Origin of the sequence: Streptomyces sp. NPDC058678, assembly GCF_042714835.1 — a bacterium.
Taxonomy (GTDB): Bacteria; Actinomycetota; Actinomycetes; order Streptomycetales; family Streptomycetaceae; genus Streptomyces.
Map to the genome: position 1 here is coordinate 84,435 of NZ_JBHXSG010000036.1, position 16,459 is coordinate 100,893.

Annotated in this window: 13 protein-coding genes and 1 pseudogene; 11 read left to right on the forward strand and 3 right to left on the reverse strand. The window is 71.7% G+C overall.

Annotation, left to right across the window (positions count from 1 at the left end; all coding sequences use genetic code 11):
• Nucleotides 1-50: 50 nt before the first annotated feature.
• The 3 genes and pseudogenes from cobT (at nucleotide 51) to ACFWWR_RS29120 (ending at nucleotide 2,716) form a co-directional block, all read left to right on the forward strand.
• Nucleotides 51-1,250 (forward strand): nicotinate-nucleotide--dimethylbenzimidazole phosphoribosyltransferase, encoded by a 1,200-nt coding sequence (gene cobT / locus ACFWWR_RS29110; RefSeq protein WP_384306157.1) that lies wholly within the window; start codon nucleotides 51-53, stop codon nucleotides 1,248-1,250.
• Between the two features lie 245 nt (nucleotides 1,251-1,495).
• Nucleotides 1,496-1,893, forward strand: a pseudogene (locus ACFWWR_RS29115) (hypothetical protein); the annotation flags it as partial.
• Nucleotides 1,894-2,017: 124 nt separating this feature from the next.
• Nucleotides 2,018-2,716: a hypothetical protein gene (locus ACFWWR_RS29120; RefSeq protein WP_383867238.1), complete on the forward strand. Its 699-nt coding sequence runs from the start codon at nucleotides 2,018-2,020 to the stop codon at nucleotides 2,714-2,716.
• Here ACFWWR_RS29120 and ACFWWR_RS29125 read toward each other — a convergent pair.
• Complete coding sequence (locus ACFWWR_RS29125) at nucleotides 2,656-3,420, reverse strand: hypothetical protein (RefSeq protein WP_383867236.1); 765 nt, start codon at nucleotides 3,418-3,420, stop codon at nucleotides 2,656-2,658. The genes ACFWWR_RS29120 and ACFWWR_RS29125 overlap by 61 nt on opposite strands.
• A gap of 60 nt (nucleotides 3,421-3,480) precedes the next feature.
• Between ACFWWR_RS29125 and ACFWWR_RS29130 the strand changes: the two genes are divergently transcribed.
• The 4 genes from ACFWWR_RS29130 (at nucleotide 3,481) to sucB (ending at nucleotide 9,919) form a co-directional block, all read left to right on the forward strand.
• Nucleotides 3,481-4,278, forward strand: a complete 798-nt coding sequence (locus ACFWWR_RS29130; protein WP_384306160.1) for an adenosylcobinamide-GDP ribazoletransferase — start codon at nucleotides 3,481-3,483, stop codon at nucleotides 4,276-4,278.
• Nucleotides 4,279-4,652: 374 nt separating this feature from the next.
• Complete coding sequence (locus ACFWWR_RS29135; RefSeq protein ID WP_383867232.1) at nucleotides 4,653-6,182, forward strand: leucyl aminopeptidase; 1,530 nt, start codon at nucleotides 4,653-4,655, stop codon at nucleotides 6,180-6,182.
• Between the two features lie 507 nt (nucleotides 6,183-6,689).
• Nucleotides 6,690-8,078: a dihydrolipoyl dehydrogenase gene (gene lpdA, locus ACFWWR_RS29140; protein WP_383867230.1), complete on the forward strand. Its 1,389-nt coding sequence runs from the start codon at nucleotides 6,690-6,692 to the stop codon at nucleotides 8,076-8,078.
• A 59-nt stretch (nucleotides 8,079-8,137) separates the two neighbouring features.
• Entirely contained in the window at nucleotides 8,138-9,919 is a 1,782-nt protein-coding gene (gene sucB / locus ACFWWR_RS29145) for a 2-oxoglutarate dehydrogenase, E2 component, dihydrolipoamide succinyltransferase (protein ID WP_384306162.1), read from the forward strand.
• A gap of 65 nt (nucleotides 9,920-9,984) precedes the next feature.
• Here sucB and ACFWWR_RS29150 read toward each other — a convergent pair whose 3' ends face one another.
• Nucleotides 9,985-10,665: a hypothetical protein gene (locus ACFWWR_RS29150; protein WP_383867226.1), complete on the reverse strand. Its 681-nt coding sequence runs from the start codon at nucleotides 10,663-10,665 to the stop codon at nucleotides 9,985-9,987.
• Nucleotides 10,666-10,903: 238 nt separating this feature from the next.
• On the opposite strand from ACFWWR_RS29150, the gene ACFWWR_RS29155 reads away from it, so the two are divergent.
• The 4 genes from ACFWWR_RS29155 (at nucleotide 10,904) to ACFWWR_RS29170 (ending at nucleotide 16,179) form a co-directional block, all read left to right on the forward strand.
• On the forward strand, nucleotides 10,904-11,527 hold the full coding sequence (locus ACFWWR_RS29155) for a GntR family transcriptional regulator (protein ID WP_383867224.1): 624 nt from the start codon (nucleotides 10,904-10,906) through the stop codon (nucleotides 11,525-11,527).
• Between the two features lie 312 nt (nucleotides 11,528-11,839).
• The gene (gene aceE / locus ACFWWR_RS29160; protein WP_384306164.1) at nucleotides 11,840-14,542 is read left to right on the forward strand and encodes a pyruvate dehydrogenase (acetyl-transferring), homodimeric type; all 2,703 of its coding nucleotides are present in this window, start codon (nucleotides 11,840-11,842) and stop codon (nucleotides 14,540-14,542) included.
• Nucleotides 14,543-14,626: 84 nt separating this feature from the next.
• On the forward strand, nucleotides 14,627-15,604 hold the full coding sequence (locus tag ACFWWR_RS29165) for a helix-turn-helix transcriptional regulator (RefSeq protein ID WP_384306166.1): 978 nt from the start codon (nucleotides 14,627-14,629) through the stop codon (nucleotides 15,602-15,604).
• A 56-nt stretch (nucleotides 15,605-15,660) separates the two neighbouring features.
• Entirely contained in the window at nucleotides 15,661-16,179 is a 519-nt protein-coding gene (locus ACFWWR_RS29170; protein ID WP_384306192.1) for a DUF4240 domain-containing protein, read from the forward strand.
• Between the two features lie 3 nt (nucleotides 16,180-16,182).
• Here ACFWWR_RS29170 and ACFWWR_RS29175 read toward each other — a convergent pair whose 3' ends face one another.
• Nucleotides 16,183-16,425 (reverse strand): hypothetical protein, encoded by a 243-nt coding sequence (locus tag ACFWWR_RS29175; protein WP_384306169.1) that lies wholly within the window; start codon nucleotides 16,423-16,425, stop codon nucleotides 16,183-16,185.
• Nucleotides 16,426-16,459: the final 34 nt, after the last annotated feature.

Below are 16,459 nucleotides of genomic sequence, written 5' to 3' on the forward strand. Positions count from 1 at the left end.
GTGGCGATGTGGCGCCGCCGTGTTCGATCAGGGCCGGTACTGTTCGGCGAATGAGCTCGCTTAATCTCGACGACTTCACCGATCTGATCGAGCGCCCCGACGGCGGGGTGCGCCGCGACGCCGAGGCGCGCCGGGAGCGTCAGATCGTGCCGCCCGGAGCGCTGGGACGGCTGGACGAACTGGGTGAGTGGCTGGCCGCGGCACAGTCGGCCGTGCCGGTGCGGCCGATCGAACGGCCGCGGGTCGTTCTGTTCGCCGGTGACCACGGCATCGCCGAACTGGGCGTCTCGGGGCGGCCGGCGGGCGGCGCGGCCGAGTTGGTACGCGAGGTCGTGGAGGGCGGCCGGCCCGTGTCCGTGCTCGCCCGGCGGCTCGGCGTGCCGGTGCGGGTGATCGACATGGCGCTGGACTGCGATCCGCAGACGCTGCCCGCGGATGTCGCGGAGCGCCGGGTGCGGCGTGGCAGCGGCCGTATCGACATCGAGGACGCGCTCACGCTGGAGGAGGCGGCGACCGCGTTCCTGGCCGGGATCGCCGTCGCCGACGAGGAGGCCGACTCCGGTACGGATCTGGTCGTGCTCGGCGATGTGAGCGTGGGCGGGACCACGGCCGCGGGCACGCTGATCGCCGCGCTGTGCGGGACCGACGCGTCCGTCGTGACCGGGCGGGGCGGGCAGGCGATCGACGACCTGGCGTGGATGCGCAAGTGCGCGGCGATCCGGGACGCGCTCAGGCGGGCCCGGCCGGTGCTCGGGGATCAGTTGCAACTGCTGGCGACGGTGGGCGGGGCCGACCTCGCCGCGCTCACGGGCTTCCTGCTGCAGAGTGCGGTGCGGAAGATGCCGGTGATTCTGGACGGTGTCGTGGTGGCCGCCTGTGCGCTGGTGGGGCAGCGGATCGCGTTCCGGGCGCCGGACTGGTGGCTGGCCGGGCAGAACAGCGGGGAGCCGGGACAGACGAAGGCGCTGGACCGGATGGCGCTTGAGCCATTGCTCGACCACGGGGTGACGGTCGGGGAGGGGGCGGGGGCGCTGCTGGCGCTGCCGCTGGTGCAGGCCGCGGCGGCACTGGCCGCCGAACTGCCCGAGAAGCCGGAGTTCTCCGAGAAGCCGGTGGATTCCCAGGAGCCGGCGGATTCCGAGCAGGCGGCCGATTCCGAGGAGCCGGCGGTTTCCGTTAAGCAGGCGGATTCCGAGGAGCCGCAGGTTTCCGAGCCGTCGGCGGCCTCCGAGGAGCCCGAGAAGGAGTAGGCGTCGGGGGCGGACGGTTCGGCACGGCGGCGAGTTCGACCTCGCCGGGGTCCTCGCGGGCCGGGCAAGGCCCCCGGCAGCGGCCCCACCGCCGTCGCGTGCCGCAACTCCGCCCGTGCGACTGCGCCGCAGGGGCTGAGCGCCGCAGCGCGGAAAGAAAACGGGCAACGGCGCCCATGTGATCCCGCGCCGTGGAACGTGTCCAGCCCCGGGCCCGGCCGGGCACGGCGGAGCGGCGGGCCGCGGTGGTCCCGCGGTCGACCGCGGCCTCTCGGCGGGCCGCCGGGCTTGCTGTCCGGTATGTGCGGGCCGTCGCGTTCGTCAACTTCCTCAGTGCGGTGTGGGTTTCCCTGGGGCAGGACGTGCGGCGGCACAACCAGGAGGACCTCTTCACGCCGTATCTGCTGACCGCCGGCTTCGCCTCCGGTGTGTTCGCGGCATTCCTGGCGATCACCTGCGGCGGCGGAAGCGGGCCGCGTGGATTCTCCACCTCGCGCTGTTCGCCTTCGCGATGACCTTGCGGCGGGACCGGACTGCACCAACGGGGCTGACGGAGTTCATGGTCATCGATCTGCTGCGCCGGGCGCACGAGATCGAGATCACTCAGGCCTCTCTCAACTTCGCCATGTTCCGGTCGGTCTTCGAACGTGGTGCACGCCTCGGCGCCGGGTCGGTGCTGAGGCTGTGGCGCTCGCTGCTCAGCTCCGAAGCTCACGGTGCAGAAGGGCGGCACGAGGAAGACGCCGGAACGGAGAGGGGGCCGCCCGATGAAGACGCTCGCCCGCTGGGCCCGCGCCGAATGGGAGCTGCTGTACGTCTCCGTGCGCGTGCCGTTGATCCGGCGCGGGTGGAGGGCGCTCCCCATGGCCCTCGGGGCCGTGTGCCTGACGGCGGCCCTGCACTTGGTGCACAACCAGTCGTGGGGCTATCAGTTCGTGCAGAACATCGGGGGCGTGCGCGCCCAGGACCCGCTCTGGCTCGCCCTCCTTCGCACCCCCCTGTCCCTGTTCGTGCCCGCCCTGGATCTGCCCGTCTGGGGTGCCCTGGTACAGGTCCTGCTGGTGTTCGGGATCGCCGAGATCTGTCTGGGCCGGTGGCGGACGCTCACCCTCGCGTACACCGCCACTCTCGCCGGCACGCTGTACGCGCGCGTGGGCATCCGGCTGGGCCCCGACAGCCCGTTGGGCCTGCCCGGCTCGGACGCGCACGTCGTGGACACCGGGCCGTCGGCTGCCGTGGTGGGCCTCGCCGTGTTCGTCGGATGGCGCTACGGCGCGTATGTCACCGCGGCCGCGGTGAGCGCGGCGATGGTGGTCGAGGTGGCACTGAAGGGGAATCTGGCCGGCAAGGAGCATCTGGCGGCTATCGCGGCGGTGCTGGTGCTGTGCGGGGTGTCGGAGCTGCGTCACCGGCGTTCGAGGGCACGGGCCGGCGCCGGGTCGGGCTTGCCGCCGATCAGGTCCTGAATCCTGCGCTGAGGGCCCGCCCAGCGGCGGTCGTGACGGTAGGCGCGCAGGCGGGATCGGGCACGGGCGCGTGGGCGGCGGCGGTAAAAGCGCTTGGCCCACGGGGAGCCGGGGCGGGCCAGCCGGATGGTGCCGACGAGGGCGATGAGGGGGACGATCACCCCGAAGATCGCGGTGCGGGCCTTTCCCTTGGCCAGGGCGAGGAGCGAGAAGAAGAAGTTCACGGCCACGCTCACGATGACGGAGCCGCGGTCCTGGAGCTCGTCCTCGTCGAGGTCGTTGACCCCGAAGGGCACGAATCCGCACAGGACCAGGCCGACGAGGGCCGCCGTGAGCACCACGACCTCGACGCTCTTGCGTCCCGCCTCGGTCCAGTAGACGTCGTCGAGGTGCAGGATCAGCGCGAACTCGTCGAGGACCAGGCCCGCACCGATGCCGAAGACGACCGCGAAAGCGGCCGAGCCGAAGCCGTGCCGGTTGCTGGCGACCGCGCCGAAGCCGCCGAGGACGGTGAGGACGATGCCGGGGACCACGTGGTGGATGTGCACTCCCCCGGCGCTGACGTTGCCGAAGGGCCCCTTGCCGGCCCGGATCATGCGGGTGACGACGCGGGTGATCAGGAACGTGAGCACGAAGGCGGTGAGGGCGCAGAGCAGTGGCAGCTTGCCCGGTTCGATGATGTTCCGCTCAAGCCAATGTCCCATATGCGCACTTTATCCATGGGTGCCCCGGGTGCTCTCGCGACCGCCGGGTAACCTGCGCCGGTGTCCACGACCTCCTCGCCCGCCTCCTGGCCGGACGGCCTCCGCTTCGCCTTCGGCACCCTCACCGTGCTCCCGGTCAAGGTGACCCGCTGGGACCGGGAGGCCGCCCGCGGCGGCATGCTGTGCGCCCCGGCGGCAGGGCTGGCGGTCGGCGTCTGCGCGGCCGCGCTCGGCTTGTTCCTGCTGTTCCTGGGTGCGGGGCCGCTGCTCGCCGCCGTCGCCTCCGCCGCCGTACCCGCCGCGCTCACCCGGGGACTGCACCTGGACGGGCTCGCGGACACCGCGGACGGGCTGGGCAGCGGCAAGCCCGCCGAGGACGCGCTACGGATCATGAAGCAGTCGGACATCGGGCCCTTCGGTGTGATCACCCTCGTCTTCGCCCTGTTCGCCCAGGTGGCCGCACTGTCGCAGCTCTACGCCGACTCGTGGTCCCGGGGCGCCCTCGCCGCCGTCGTCTCGGCGACCGCCGCCCGCCTGGCCCTCACCGTGGCCGCCCGCACCGGGGTGACTGCCGCCCGGCCGGAAGGGCTGGGGGCCGCGGTGGCGGGGGTGGTGCCGGTGCGGGGTGCGGTGATGACCGTCGTCGCGGTCACGCTGGCGTCGGCCGCGGCCGGGGGGATGTTCGGACCGTACGACGCCGTCCGCACGGCCCTCGCGGTCCTCGCCGCCCTCGCCGTGGCCGAACTCCTCCTGCGGCGCTGCCTCCGACGGTTCGGCGGGGTGACCGGTGACGTGTTCGGCGGGCTCGCGGAGACGGCGGCCACGGCGGTGCTCGTCGCACTGAGCCTGGGCCGCTAGCAGGCCCTGCACCACACCCCGGGCCGCCCTTCTCGAGCATCGAACTCGGTTCCGGAGCGCGGATGATCGCCCGCGCCCGCAACCGTGCCGTACCGGTCGCGGTGCCGGGTGAGGAAGAGGCGTACGCTCGCCGGAACCAGGCGAGTGTGACTCAGCTCACCGGGTCCGAGGACCAAGAAGTGGCCAGGACGGCACCGACAGGTGAACGGCCATGGGAATGATCGACACCGAGCCCGAGCGTAGGCTCATGTCGGGTGTTTACCTGCCCTGGTAGAGACCAGGCCCGCGCGAGGGTTCTAGGGTCGGTTTCGGGCTCGGCCGACCCACCCCTGTTCGGCCACAACGGACTTCAACGGAAGCGAGATTTCACCACCGTGACTGCTCTCACTCTCAGCACCGCCGCGGCGCCCGGCCTGCGGGCCGACGCGATCGTGATCGGTGTTGCCAAGGGCGCTGAGGGCCCGGTCGTCGCACCGGGCGCCGAGGCCGTGGACAAGGCGTACGACGGCAAGCTCGCCGGCGTCCTGGAAACCCTCGGTGCCTCCGGTGCCGAGGGCGAGGTGACGAAGCTGCCCGCACCGGCCGGCTTCAAGGCGCCGCTCGTGGTGGCGGTGGGCCTGGGCGCCGAGCCCGAGAAGGACTCCGGCTTCGACGCCGAGGCGCTGCGCCGGGCCGCCGGCGTCGCCGCCCGAACCCTCTCCGGCTCCAAGAAGGCCGCGTTCGCGCTGCCGCTCGCGGACGCCGCGGATGCCGGTGTGGTGGCCGAGGGCGTCCTGCTCGGGGCGTACTCCTTCGACACGTACAAGGAGAACGGCAGGAGCGACGCCAAGGGCAAGAACGGCAAGGCGCCGCTCGCCGAGGCCGCGCTGCTCGGCGGCAAGCCCCGCGACCGCGCCTACAAGGCGGCACTCGAGCGTGCCACCGCCGTGGCCGAGGAGCTCAACCGCGCCCGCGACCTGATCAACATGCCGCCGAACGACCTCAACCCCGAGGCGTTCGCCGCCGTCGCGCAGACCGCGGCCAAGGAGCACGGCATCAAGGTGCAGGTGCTCGACGAGAAGGCCCTGGTCAAGGGCGGCTACGGCGGCATCCTCGGCGTCGGCGCCGGGTCGGCGGCGGGTCCGCGGCTGGTGAAGCTGTCGTACACCTCCTCCAAGGCGGACAAGCACCTCGCCTTCGTCGGCAAGGGCATCACCTACGACTCGGGTGGCATCTCGCTCAAGCCGGCCGGCCACAACGAGACGATGAAGTGCGACATGAGCGGTGCGGCGGCGGTCTTCGCCGCCGTGGTCGCCGCCGCGCGTCTGGGGCTGGAAGTCAACGTCACCGGCTGGCTGGCGCTCGCCGAGAACATGCCGTCGGGTTCCGCGACCCGCCCCGGCGACGTGCTGCGCATGTACAGCGGCAAGACCGTGGAGGTGCTCAACACCGACGCCGAGGGCCGCCTGGTCCTCGCCGACGCGCTGTGGGCGGCCTCCGAGGAGAAGCCGGACGCGATCGTGGACGTGGCGACGCTGACCGGCGCGATGATGCTGGCGCTGGGCAACCGGACGTTCGGGATCATGGCGAACGACGACGCGTTCCGCTCCGCGCTGCACGAGGCCGCCGAGGAGGTCGGTGAGCCGGCGTGGCCGATGCCGCTGCCGGAGCACCTGCGCAAGGGCATGGACTCCTCCACCGCCGACATCGCGAACATGGGTGAGCGGATGGGCGGCGGGCTGGTCGCCGGGCTCTTCCTGCGCGAGTTCGTGGGCGAGGGGATCACCTGGGCGCACCTGGACATCGCCGGACCGGCCTTCAACGAGGGCGGGCCCTTCGGGTACACGCCGAAGGGCGGCACGGGGACGGCGGTGCGCACGCTGGTGCGGCTGGCGGAGCTGACCGCCGCGGGTGACCTGGGCTGACGTCCGCCCAGTAGCCCGGTCCGTTCGGTTGTGCGGCGGCCGCGGGGGCGTGGGGGCTGGTCGCGCAGTTCCCCGCCCCTGCGGCGTTGCCGTTCCCCGCACGGCTGGTCGCGCCCACGCGGCGGAGCCGCAGATCGACACAGCCCCGCGCCCCTGAGGCGTTGCCGTTCCCGCACGGCTGGTCGCGCCCGCGCGGCGGAGCCGCAGATCGACACAGCCCCGCGCCCCTGCGGCGTTGCCGTCCGTCCCCCGCACGGCTGGTCGCGCCCACGCAGCAGAGCCGCAGAACGACACAGCCCCGCGCCCCTGCGGTCGGTCGAGTTGCCGTTGCTCGTATGAGTGCGACGTCTCACACACCGGCCCGGCGTCTCTTACTGCCACGACAAGTGCGAAGATGGGGCTCGGCAGGACAGGGCCCCACCGAAGGGCCGAAGAACGAGCGGCCGGACACCAGCCGCCGACCGGTCACCGCAGACCGGCGTGGCGCACATGCATGGAGGACGTGACGTGGCGAACGACGCCAGCACCGTTTTCGACCTAGTGATCCTCGGCGGTGGTAGCGGTGGTTACGCCGCGGCCCTGCGCGGGGCGCAGCTGGGCCTGGACGTCGCCCTGATCGAGAAGGACAAGGTCGGCGGTACCTGCCTGCACCGGGGGTGCATCCCCACCAAGGCCCTGCTGCACGCGGGCGAGATCGCCGACCAGGCCCGCGAGAGCGAGCAGTTCGGTGTGAAGACCACCTTCGAGGGCATCGACATCGCCGGGGTCCACAAGTACAAGGACGGTGTCATCGCCGGCCTGTACAAGGGCCTGCAGGGACTTGTCGCCTCCCGCAAGGTGACGTACATCGAGGGTGAGGGCCGCCTCTCCTCCCCCACCTCCGTCGACGTGAACGGCCAGCGCGTCCAGGGCCGCCACGTCCTGCTGGCGACCGGCTCCGTGCCGAAGTCGCTGCCGGGCCTGGAGATCGACGGCAACCGCATCATCTCCTCCGACCACGCTCTGGTCCTGGACCGCGTGCCGAAGTCGGCGATCGTCCTGGGCGGCGGCGTCATCGGCGTCGAGTTCGCCTCCGCCTGGAAGTCCTTCGGCACGGACATCACGATCATCGAGGGCCTCAAGCACCTGGCGCCCCTCGAGGACGAGAGCTCCTCCAAGCTTCTTGAGCGCGCGTTCCGCAAGCGCGGCATCAAGTTCAACCTGGGCACCTTCTTCTCCAAGGCCGAGTACACGGCCGACGGTGTCAAGGTCACCCTCGCCGACGGCAAGGAGTTCGAGGCCGAGCTCCTGCTGGTCGCGGTGGGCCGCGGGCCCGTCTCCGCCGGTCTCGGATACGAGGAGCAGGGCGTCGCCATGGACCGCGGCTACGTCCTGGTCGACGAGTACATGCGCACCAACGTCCCGACCGTCTCCGCCGTCGGTGACCTGGTCCCGACGCTCCAGCTGGCGCACGTCGGTTTCGCCGAGGGCATCCTGGTGGCGGAGCGTCTGGCCGGTCTGAAGACCGTTCCGATCGACTACGACGGTGTCCCCCGGGTGACGTACTGCCACCCCGAGGTCGCCTCCGTGGGCATCACCGAGGCCAAGGCCAAGGAAATCTACGGTGCGGACAAGGTCGTCGCCCTGAAGTACAACCTCGCCGGCAACGGCAAGAGCAAAATCCTGAACACCGCGGGCGAGATCAAGCTCGTCCAGGTCAAGGACGGAGCCGTGGTCGGCGTCCACATGGTCGGCGACCGCATGGGCGAGCAGGTCGGCGAAGCCCAGCTGATCTACAACTGGGAGGCGCTGCCCGCCGAGGTCGCCCAGCTCATCCACGCCCACCCGACGCAGAGCGAAGCGCTCGGCGAGGCCCACCTGGCCCTGGCCGGCAAGCCCCTCCACTCGCACGACTGACCCTCGGTCGACGAACGCGACGACACAGACTTCCGCACTTGTAAGGAGCAACCGAAACCATGGCGGTTTCCGTAACCCTTCCGGCGCTCGGCGAGAGCGTCACCGAGGGCACTGTCACCCGCTGGCTGAAGGCCGAGGGAGAGCGCGTCGAGGCCGACGAGCCGCTGCTCGAGGTGTCGACCGACAAGGTCGACACCGAGATCCCCTCCCCCGCAGCCGGTGTCCTGGCGTCCATCAAGGTCGCCGAGGACGAGACCGTTGAGGTCGGCGCCGAGCTGGCCGTCATCGACGACGGCACGGGCGCACCCGCTGCCGCCCCGGCCCCGGCCGCCGAGGAGGTCGCCGCTCCGGCGCCCGAGCCGGCTCCGGCCGCCCAGCCGTCCACCGAGCAGGCCGCCCCGGCTCCTGCTCCCACCGCAGAGGCCGCCTCCGGCGGCGGCAGCGCCGAGGGCACGGACGTCGTCCTGCCCGCGCTCGGTGAGTCCGTCACCGAGGGCACCGTCACCCGCTGGCTGAAGTCGGTCGGCGACTCCGTCGAGGCCGACGAGCCGCTGCTCGAGGTCTCCACGGACAAGGTCGACACCGAGATCCCGGCGCCCACCTCCGGTGTGCTGCTCGAGATCACGGTCGGCGAGGACGAGACCGCCGAGGTCGGTGCCAAGCTGGCCGTCATCGGCGCCCCGGGCGCGGCTCCGGCCGCTGCTCCGGCCCCCGCCGCCCCGGCTCCGGCCCCTGCTGCCGAGGCTCCGGCTCCCGCGCCGGCAGCCCCCGCGGCTCCGGCCGCTCCGGCGCCCGCCCCGGCTCCGGCTCCCGCCCCGGTGGCCGCTGCCCCGGCCCCGGCTGCCCCGGCTCCGGCCGCTCCGGCTCCGGCTCCGGCCGCGCAGGCTCCCGCCGCCACCTCCGGTGACGACGGCGCCTACGTGACCCCGCTGGTGCGCAAGCTCGCCGCCGAGAACGGCGTCGACCTGGCCACCGTCAAGGGCACCGGCGTGGGCGGTCGTATCCGCAAGCAGGACGTCACCGCCGCCGCCGAGGCCGCGAAGGCCGCCGCCGCCGCTCCGGCTCCGGCCGCCGCTCCGGCAGCCGCCGCCAAGAAGGCGCCGGTCCTGGAGGCCTCCCCGCTGCGTGGCCAGACCGTCAAGATGCCGCGCATCCGCAAGGTCATCGGCGACAACATGGTCAAGGCCCTGCACGAGCAGGCCCAGCTGTCCTCGGTGGTCGAGGTCGACGTCACCCGTCTGATGAAGCTGCGCGGCCGGGCCAAGGACGCGTTCGCGGCCCGTGAGGGCGTCAAGCTCTCCCCGATGCCGTTCTTCGTCAAGGCGGCGGCCCAGGCGCTGAAGGCGCACGCGCCCATCAACGCCAAGATCAACGAGGCCGAGGGCACGATCACCTACTTCGACACCGAGAGCATCGGTATCGCGGTGGACTCCGAGAAGGGCCTGATGACCCCGGTCATCAAGCACGCCGGTGACCTCAACATCGCCGGTATCGCCAAGGCCACGGCGGAGCTCGCGGGCAAGGTCCGCGCCAACAAGATCACCCCGGACGAGCTGTCCGGCGCGACCTTCACCATCAGCAACACCGGTTCGCGCGGTGCGCTCTTCGACACGATCATCGTGCCGCCGGGCCAGGTCGCGATCCTCGGTATCGGTGCCACGGTCAAGCGTCCGGCCGTCATCGAGACGGAGGAGGGCACGGTCATCGGCGTCCGCGACATGACGTACCTGACCCTGTCCTACGACCACCGTCTGGTGGACGGCGCCGACGCGGCCCGTTACCTGACCGCGGTCAAGGCGATCCTGGAGGCGGGCGAGTTCGAGGTCGAGCTCGGCCTGTAGTCCGGCTTTCCGCTTGCTTGTACGGTGCCCCCGTCCGGAACTTTCCGGGCGGGGGCACCGGCGTCTCATCGGGGCGTCAGCTTCTTGTCCGACCAGCCCCACAGGGACTCCACCCAGACGTTGGGGATGGACAGCTTCGCCGCACGCGTCAGACGCTGGGTGCGGTAGGCCTTCAGCACGTCGTACGTGGCGTCGAGGCAGTCCCGTGAGGTGAGCTTCCCGGTCCTCGGGTCGACGCCCACGAGGAAGCCCCGCTCGGCGACGACAGGGATCATCGCCCGGGCCGCCGGCACGTCACCCGTCGCGGACGAGGTGCAGCGGTAACGGCTGTACGGGTGCTCCGACGTGCCCGGATGGTTCGCGTCCCGGGACATCTCGCTGAGCATGCGCGCGTACGTCCCCTCCGCGTGCCAGGCGCCGACGTCGCCGCCCGGCGGGGTGTACAGCCTGCCGCTCGGGTTCTCGACCGCGCCGTACACCCAGCGGTCGGTACCGGTGACGCGGAAGCCCCAGCCGACGTGGCCGAACCGCTGCGCCCCGTCCGGCTTGACGAAGACGCAGGCGCCGCCGGGCCCGCCGCCCCGGGCCGCGCCCGCCATGCCCGTGATCCCTTCCGTGGCCGTGCCGGCCGGTTTCCTCTCCGCCCGGGTGGGCGTCTGCCGACAGCCCGTCCCGCTGACGAGCGCGCCGATCACGGCCGCCGCGACCGTCCAGTACAGCGGTCCCCGCCGTCCCCCGATGTCCATGCCGCCCCCCGTCATGACGAGGGGCGCCCCGGTCGGGAACCCCTCTGCCGACCGCGACACCGAACGAGCCTTCGGGGTTCCGTGTCTTGACAGAAGTCGTCGAGCTGAGAGCGTGTAAGCCTCGTCTCACCTGCGCGAAAGCGCCCCCGTGCGCCCCTCCCGGAAGGGCCCGCGGCCTTATTGTCTAAACGTCAAACGCCCCCGGGGCCGATGGGCGGCCCCTCCCTAAGGAGCCCTCATGACCGCGCCCGTCGTCCACTCGCTGCGCGAGCAGATCCGCGAGCACATCGTGGAGGGGATCGTCAGCGGGCGCTGGAAGCCGGGCGAGCGGATCGTGGAGCGCCGTATCGCCACCGAGCTGGAGGTCAGTCAGACCCCGGTGCGGGAGGCGCTGCGGGAGCTGGAGTCGCTGCGGCTGATCGAGTCGGCGCCGAACAAGGGTGTCCGGGTGCGGAACCTGACCGCGGCCGACCTGGAGGAGAGCTACCCGGTCCGGGCCGGTCTGGAGGCGATCGCGGCGGAGCTGGCGGCGGCGCGGCTGGCGGAGGACTGCTCGGCCCTGGAGCCGCATGTCGCCGCGCTGTACGAGGCGGACCGGGACGCGGACGGGACGGGGCAGGTGCGGCACACGGTGGGCTTCCACCGGGAGTTGGTCCGGGCGGCCGGGAACTCGGTGCTGCTGCACACCTGGGAGGGGCTCGGCATCGAGGTCTTCACCGCCCTGTCGATCCGCTGGCTGGGCACGGTGCAGCAGTCGTACGCCGAGGAGCACGAGGAACTGGTGGCCGCGTTCCGCCGCCGCGATCCTCGCATCGCCGACATCGTGAAGGCCCATGTGCTGGGGTGCGCGCCGCGGGCCTGAGACGCGCGGTGCGCTGAACAACAGCCCTCGGGACCCACCCGAACACCGGAGCAGGTCACCGCTCAAACGCCGCCCGACCTGCGGAAATCGCCGCTTTCGGCGACACCCGGTGCCGTCGCCGGAGGCACCGCGTGCCTATTTTCTCGTGATCAAGAGGTTTTGCCTCTCAACCCTTTGATCGATCATCGATCAGGGAGTTAGAGTCGCCGACGGGCTTCCACCGAGGCCCCAAGCCCTGTCCTGCCAAAGACAAAGGGCACCCCCGAACCCTTACCGATGAGGGAACCCCCTTCGACTGAGGAAGGCGGCGACATGACCGACCCCAAAGCCATCCAGCCGAGCGCGCTCGACCAGCTCCCGGACCGTGACCCCGAGGAAACAGCCGAATGGCAGGCCTCACTGGACGCGGTCGCCAAGGCGGCCGGGCCGCACCGCGCGGCGTACCTGATGCGTCGCACGCTGGAGCGTGCCGAGGGCACCGGCATCGCGCTGCCCAAGCTTCTCGAGACCGACTACGTCAACACCATCCCGACCGCCGCCGAGCCGTCCGCGGCCGGTGACGAGGCGATGGAAGCCCGGATCACCGCCTGGAACCGCTGGAACGCGGCGGCGATGGTCAGCCGGGGCAGCAAATACGGCGTCGGCGGCCACATCGCCACCTTCGCCTCCGCGGCCTGGCTGTACGAGACCGGCTTCAACCACTTCTTCAAGGGCAAGGAGGCGGACGGCTCAGGCGACCAGCTGTACATCCAGGGCCACGCCTCCCCCGGCATCTACGCCCGCGCCTTCCTCGACGGCCGGATCGGCGAGGACCACCTCGACAACTTCCGCCGCGAGTCCGCGGGCGGCGGTCTCCCGTCGTACCCGCACCCCCGCCGCCTGCCCTGGCTGTGGGAGTTCCCGACGGTGTCGATGGGCCTCGGCCCGCTGTCGGCGATCTACCAGGCGCGCTTCAACCGCTATCTGACCAACCGCGGCATCAAGGACGTCTCCTCGTCCCACGTCTGGGCCTTCCTGGGCGACGGCGAGATGGACGAGCCGGAGTCGACCGCCGCCCTCGGGCTGGCCTCCCGCGAGGGTCTGGACAACCTGACCTTCGTCATCAACTGCAACCTGCAGCGCCTCGACGGCCCGGTCCGCGCGAACTTCAAGATCGTGCAGGAGCTGGAGGCCCAGTTCAGAGGGGCCGGCTGGAACGTCATCAAGACCCTGTGGGGCACCGCCTGGGACGAGCTGTTCCAGCTCGACACCACGGGCGCGTTGGTACGCCGCCTGCGCGAGGTACCCGACGCCCAGGTGCAGACGTACCAGACCCGCGGCGCCGCCTACATCCGCGAGGACTTCTTCGGCAAGGACCCGGCGCTCGCCGAGATGGCGAAGCTGCTGAGCGACGACAAGATCCTCGAGTGTTTCCACCTCTCCCGCGGTGGCCACGAGGCGCGCAAGGTGTACGCGGCCTACAAGGCGGCCGTGGAGTTCAGGGGCGCCCCGACGGTCATCCTGGCCCAGACGGTCAAGGGCCACACCCTCGGCGAGGGCTTCGCGTCGAAGAACGCCAACCACCAGATGAAGAAGCTCTCGGTGGACGAGTTCAAGACGATGCGCGACCTGCTGGAGCTGCCGATCTCGGACAGCCAGTTCGTCGACGGGGTCGTGCCGTACGGCCACCCCGGCGCCGACTCCCCCGAGGTCCGCTACCTCCAGGAGCGCCGGGCGGCGCTCGGCGGCCCGGCCCCGGCCCGCCGTACGCACGCACTGGCCCCGCTGCCGGCCCCGGCGGAGAAGGCGTTCGCCTCCTTCGACAAGGGCTCCGGCACGCAGAACGTGGCCACCACCATGGCCTTCGTCCGGCTCGTCAAGGACCTGGTCCGCGACAAGGAGTCCGGCAGGCGCTGGGTGCCGATCGTCCCCGACGAGGCGCGCACCTTCGGCATGGAGAGCCTCTTCCCGTCCCTGGGCATCTACTCGCCCAAGGGCCAGACGTACGAGCCGGTCGACCGCGACCAGCTGATGTACTACAAGGAGGCCGAGAACGGCCAGATCCTCAACGAGGGGATCACCGAGGCCGGTTCGATGGCCGACTTCATCGCCGCGTCCACCGCGTACTCCACGCACGGCGAAGCGATGATCCCGTTCTACATCTTCTACTCGATGTTCGGCTGGCAGCGCACGGCCGACCAGATGTGGCAGCTCGGCGACCAGCTCGGCCGCGGCTTCCTCGTCGGCGCCACGGCCGGCCGTACGACCCTGACGGGCGAGGGCCTCCAGCACGCCGACGGTCACTCGCCGGTGATCGCGGCGACCAACCCCGCCGCGCTGACGTACGACCCGGCGTTCGCGTACGAGGTCGCGGCGATCGTCAAGGACGGTCTGCGCCGTATGTACGGCGAGGCGGCCCCGGGTGAGGACCAGAACGTCTTCTACTACCTCACCGTTTACAACGAGCCGCTGCCGCAGCCCGCGAAGCCCTCGGGCCTCGGCGTCGAGGAGGGCATCGTCAAGGGCCTGTACCGGTTCAGCACGGCGGAGTCGGCGGGCCTGTCCCCGGTGGCCAACGCGCCGCGCATCCAGCTGCTGGGCTCCGGCACGGCGATCCACTGGGCGATCAAGGCGCAGAAACTGCTCGCCGAGGAGTGGGGTGTGGCCGCCGACGTGTGGTCCGCGACCTCCTGGACCGAGCTGCGCCGCGACGCCCTGGAGGCCGACGCGGCCCTGCTGCGGGGCGAGGAGCGGATGCCGTACGTCCGTCAGGCGCTGAACGGCGCCGAGGGCCCGGTGCTCGCGGTCTCCGACTACATGCGCCAGGTCCCCGACCAGATCGCGCAGTGGGTCGAGCAGGACTACTCCTCGCTGGGCGCCGACGGCTTCGGCCTCTCGGACACCCGTGAGGCGGCCCGCCGCCACTTCGGTGTCGACGCCGAGTCGATCGTCGTCGCGGCTCTGGCCCAGCTCGCGAAGCGGGGCGAGGTCAAGGCGACCGCGGTGAAGGAAGCCCGGGAGAAGTACGGCCTGTAGGACCTGAGGTCCGAGGACAGCGATGAAGGGGTACGGCTGCTGCCGTACCCCTTCGTTGTCGGTGGGGCCCGGCATCATGGCCGTATGCGTGCTGCCCGTCTGATCAAAATGGTGCTGCTGCTCCAGTCCCGGCCGTCCATGACCGCCGCCGAGCTGGCGCGGGAGCTGGAGGTGTCCGAGCGGACCGTCACGCGGGACGCGCAGGCGCTGTCGGAGGCGGGGGTGCCGGTGTACGCGGACCGGGGACGGGCCGGCGGCTACCGCCTGATCGGCGGGTACCGCACGCGGCTGACCGGGCTGGCCCGCGGCGAGGCGGAGGCGCTGTTCCTGTCGGGGGTGCCGGGGGCGCTGCGGGAGATGGGCCTGGAGGACGCGGCCTCGGCGGCCCGGCTGAAGGTGTCGGCGGCCCTGCTGCCGTCCTTGAGCGACGCCTCTCGTACGGCGGCGCAGCGGTTCCATCTGGACGCGCCGAGCTGGTTCAAGGAGCCGAAGACCCCCGAGCTGCTGCCCGCCGTCGCGGACGCGGTGTGGGACGACCGGCGGGTCACCGCGCGCTACCGGAGCCGCGAGGCCGAGGTGGAGCGCGATCTGGAGCCGTACGGGCTCGTGCTCAAGGCGGGCGTCTGGTATCTGTGCGCGCGGGTGGCGGGGGGCCGCGGGTCGTACCGGGTGTACCGGATCGACCGGTTCACCGAGGTGACGGCCGGTGAGGAGCGGTTCGCGCGGGACGAGGAGTTCGATCTGCCGGGCTTCTGGGACGAGCGGGCCGAGCTGTTCGCGCGCTCGCTGCTGCGGGCGGAGGTGGTGGTGCGGCTGTCCGGGGACGGGGTGCGCAGGCTGCCGTACGCCGTCGATCCCGTGGCGGCCCGGGAGGCTCTGGAAGCGGCCGGCGCCGCGGACGGCGACGGGTGGGTCACGGTGACGCTGCCGGTGGAGTCCGAGGAGGTGGCGCACACGCAGCTCGCGGCGCTCGGGCCGGAGGTGGAGGTGCTGGAGCCGGAGAGCCTGCGGGCGCGTTTCGTCAAGGACGCGACCAGACTTGCCGAGCTGTACGGGACATAACAATCCGCCGCACTCCACGTGCGCCCCACCCTTTCAGGGCCGATGCTGGACCCGTGATGGACGAGACGGAGTTCTGGGAGCTGGTGGACGCCACCCGCGAGGCCGCCGAGGGCGACCCCGAGGAGCAGGCGGACCTGCTCGTGGACCGGCTTCTGCGGCTGGACCCGGACATGGTCCTCGACTTCGCCCGTCACTTCGAGGCCCGCTACAACCGCGCGTACACCTGGGACCTGTGGGGCGCCGCCTGGGTCCTTCTGGACGGCGCGAGCGACGACGCCTTCGACTTCTTCCGGTGCTGGCTGATCGGCCAGGGCCGCGAGGTGTACGAGGGCGCGGTGCACGACCCGGACTCGCTCGCCGACCTCCTGGACGACTTCGACGAGGAGATGGACGGCGACGGCGAGGAACTCGGCTACGCGGCGGACGAGGCGTACGAGCAGCTCACCGGCACCGTCGCCCCCGATCTGGGCATCGCGCCCGCCCCGTCGGAGCCGCAGGGCAGGCCGGTCGACTTCGAGGACGAGTCGGTGCTGGCCGCGCGGTACCCGAAGCTGTGGGAGCGGTTTCGGGGCTGAGGCTCACGCGGCGGCGGTGCGGCGGCGGGTCGTGTCCGTCGGAATGTAGGCGTGCGTCTGGTCCGCCCTCACGGCGTGGTGCAGGGGCGCCGCGTTGGCCTGTTCCAGGGCGGACGCGGTGACGGCGGCCGGGCCCAGGATGACGGCCACGACCGCGCAGAGGACCGCCCAGGGGCCGCGGGCGGTCCTGGCCCAACCGCCCGCGTTCTGCGTGGTGTTGTCGGTGTCGATGTGCCTGCTGTTCATGATCCCCACCTCCGGTCAGTGCGTGTCCCCGAAG

What these genes read in the sequence shown, in the direction of transcription:
- ACFWWR_RS29155 (WP_383867224.1), top strand. Translation starts at nt 10,904, where the DNA reads ATGACCGCGCCCGTCGTCCACTCGCTGCGCGAGCAGATCCGCGAGCAC.
- ACFWWR_RS29170 (WP_384306192.1), top strand. Translation starts at nt 15,661, where the DNA reads ATGGACGAGACGGAGTTCTGGGAGCTGGTGGACGCCACCCGCGAGGCC.
- sucB (WP_384306162.1), top strand. Translation starts at nt 8,138, where the DNA reads ATGGCGGTTTCCGTAACCCTTCCGGCGCTCGGCGAGAGCGTCACCGAG.
- cobT (WP_384306157.1), top strand. Translation starts at nt 51, where the DNA reads ATGAGCTCGCTTAATCTCGACGACTTCACCGATCTGATCGAGCGCCCC.
- ACFWWR_RS29150 (WP_383867226.1), bottom strand. Translation starts at nt 10,665, where the DNA reads ATGGACATCGGGGGACGGCGGGGACCGCTGTACTGGACGGTCGCGGCG.
- ACFWWR_RS29165 (WP_384306166.1), top strand. Translation starts at nt 14,627, where the DNA reads ATGCGTGCTGCCCGTCTGATCAAAATGGTGCTGCTGCTCCAGTCCCGG.
- ACFWWR_RS29175 (WP_384306169.1), bottom strand. Translation starts at nt 16,425, where the DNA reads ATGAACAGCAGGCACATCGACACCGACAACACCACGCAGAACGCGGGC.
- ACFWWR_RS29125 (WP_383867236.1), bottom strand. Translation starts at nt 3,420, where the DNA reads ATGGGACATTGGCTTGAGCGGAACATCATCGAACCGGGCAAGCTGCCA.
- aceE (WP_384306164.1), top strand. Translation starts at nt 11,840, where the DNA reads ATGACCGACCCCAAAGCCATCCAGCCGAGCGCGCTCGACCAGCTCCCG.
- ACFWWR_RS29120 (WP_383867238.1), top strand. Translation starts at nt 2,018, where the DNA reads ATGAAGACGCTCGCCCGCTGGGCCCGCGCCGAATGGGAGCTGCTGTAC.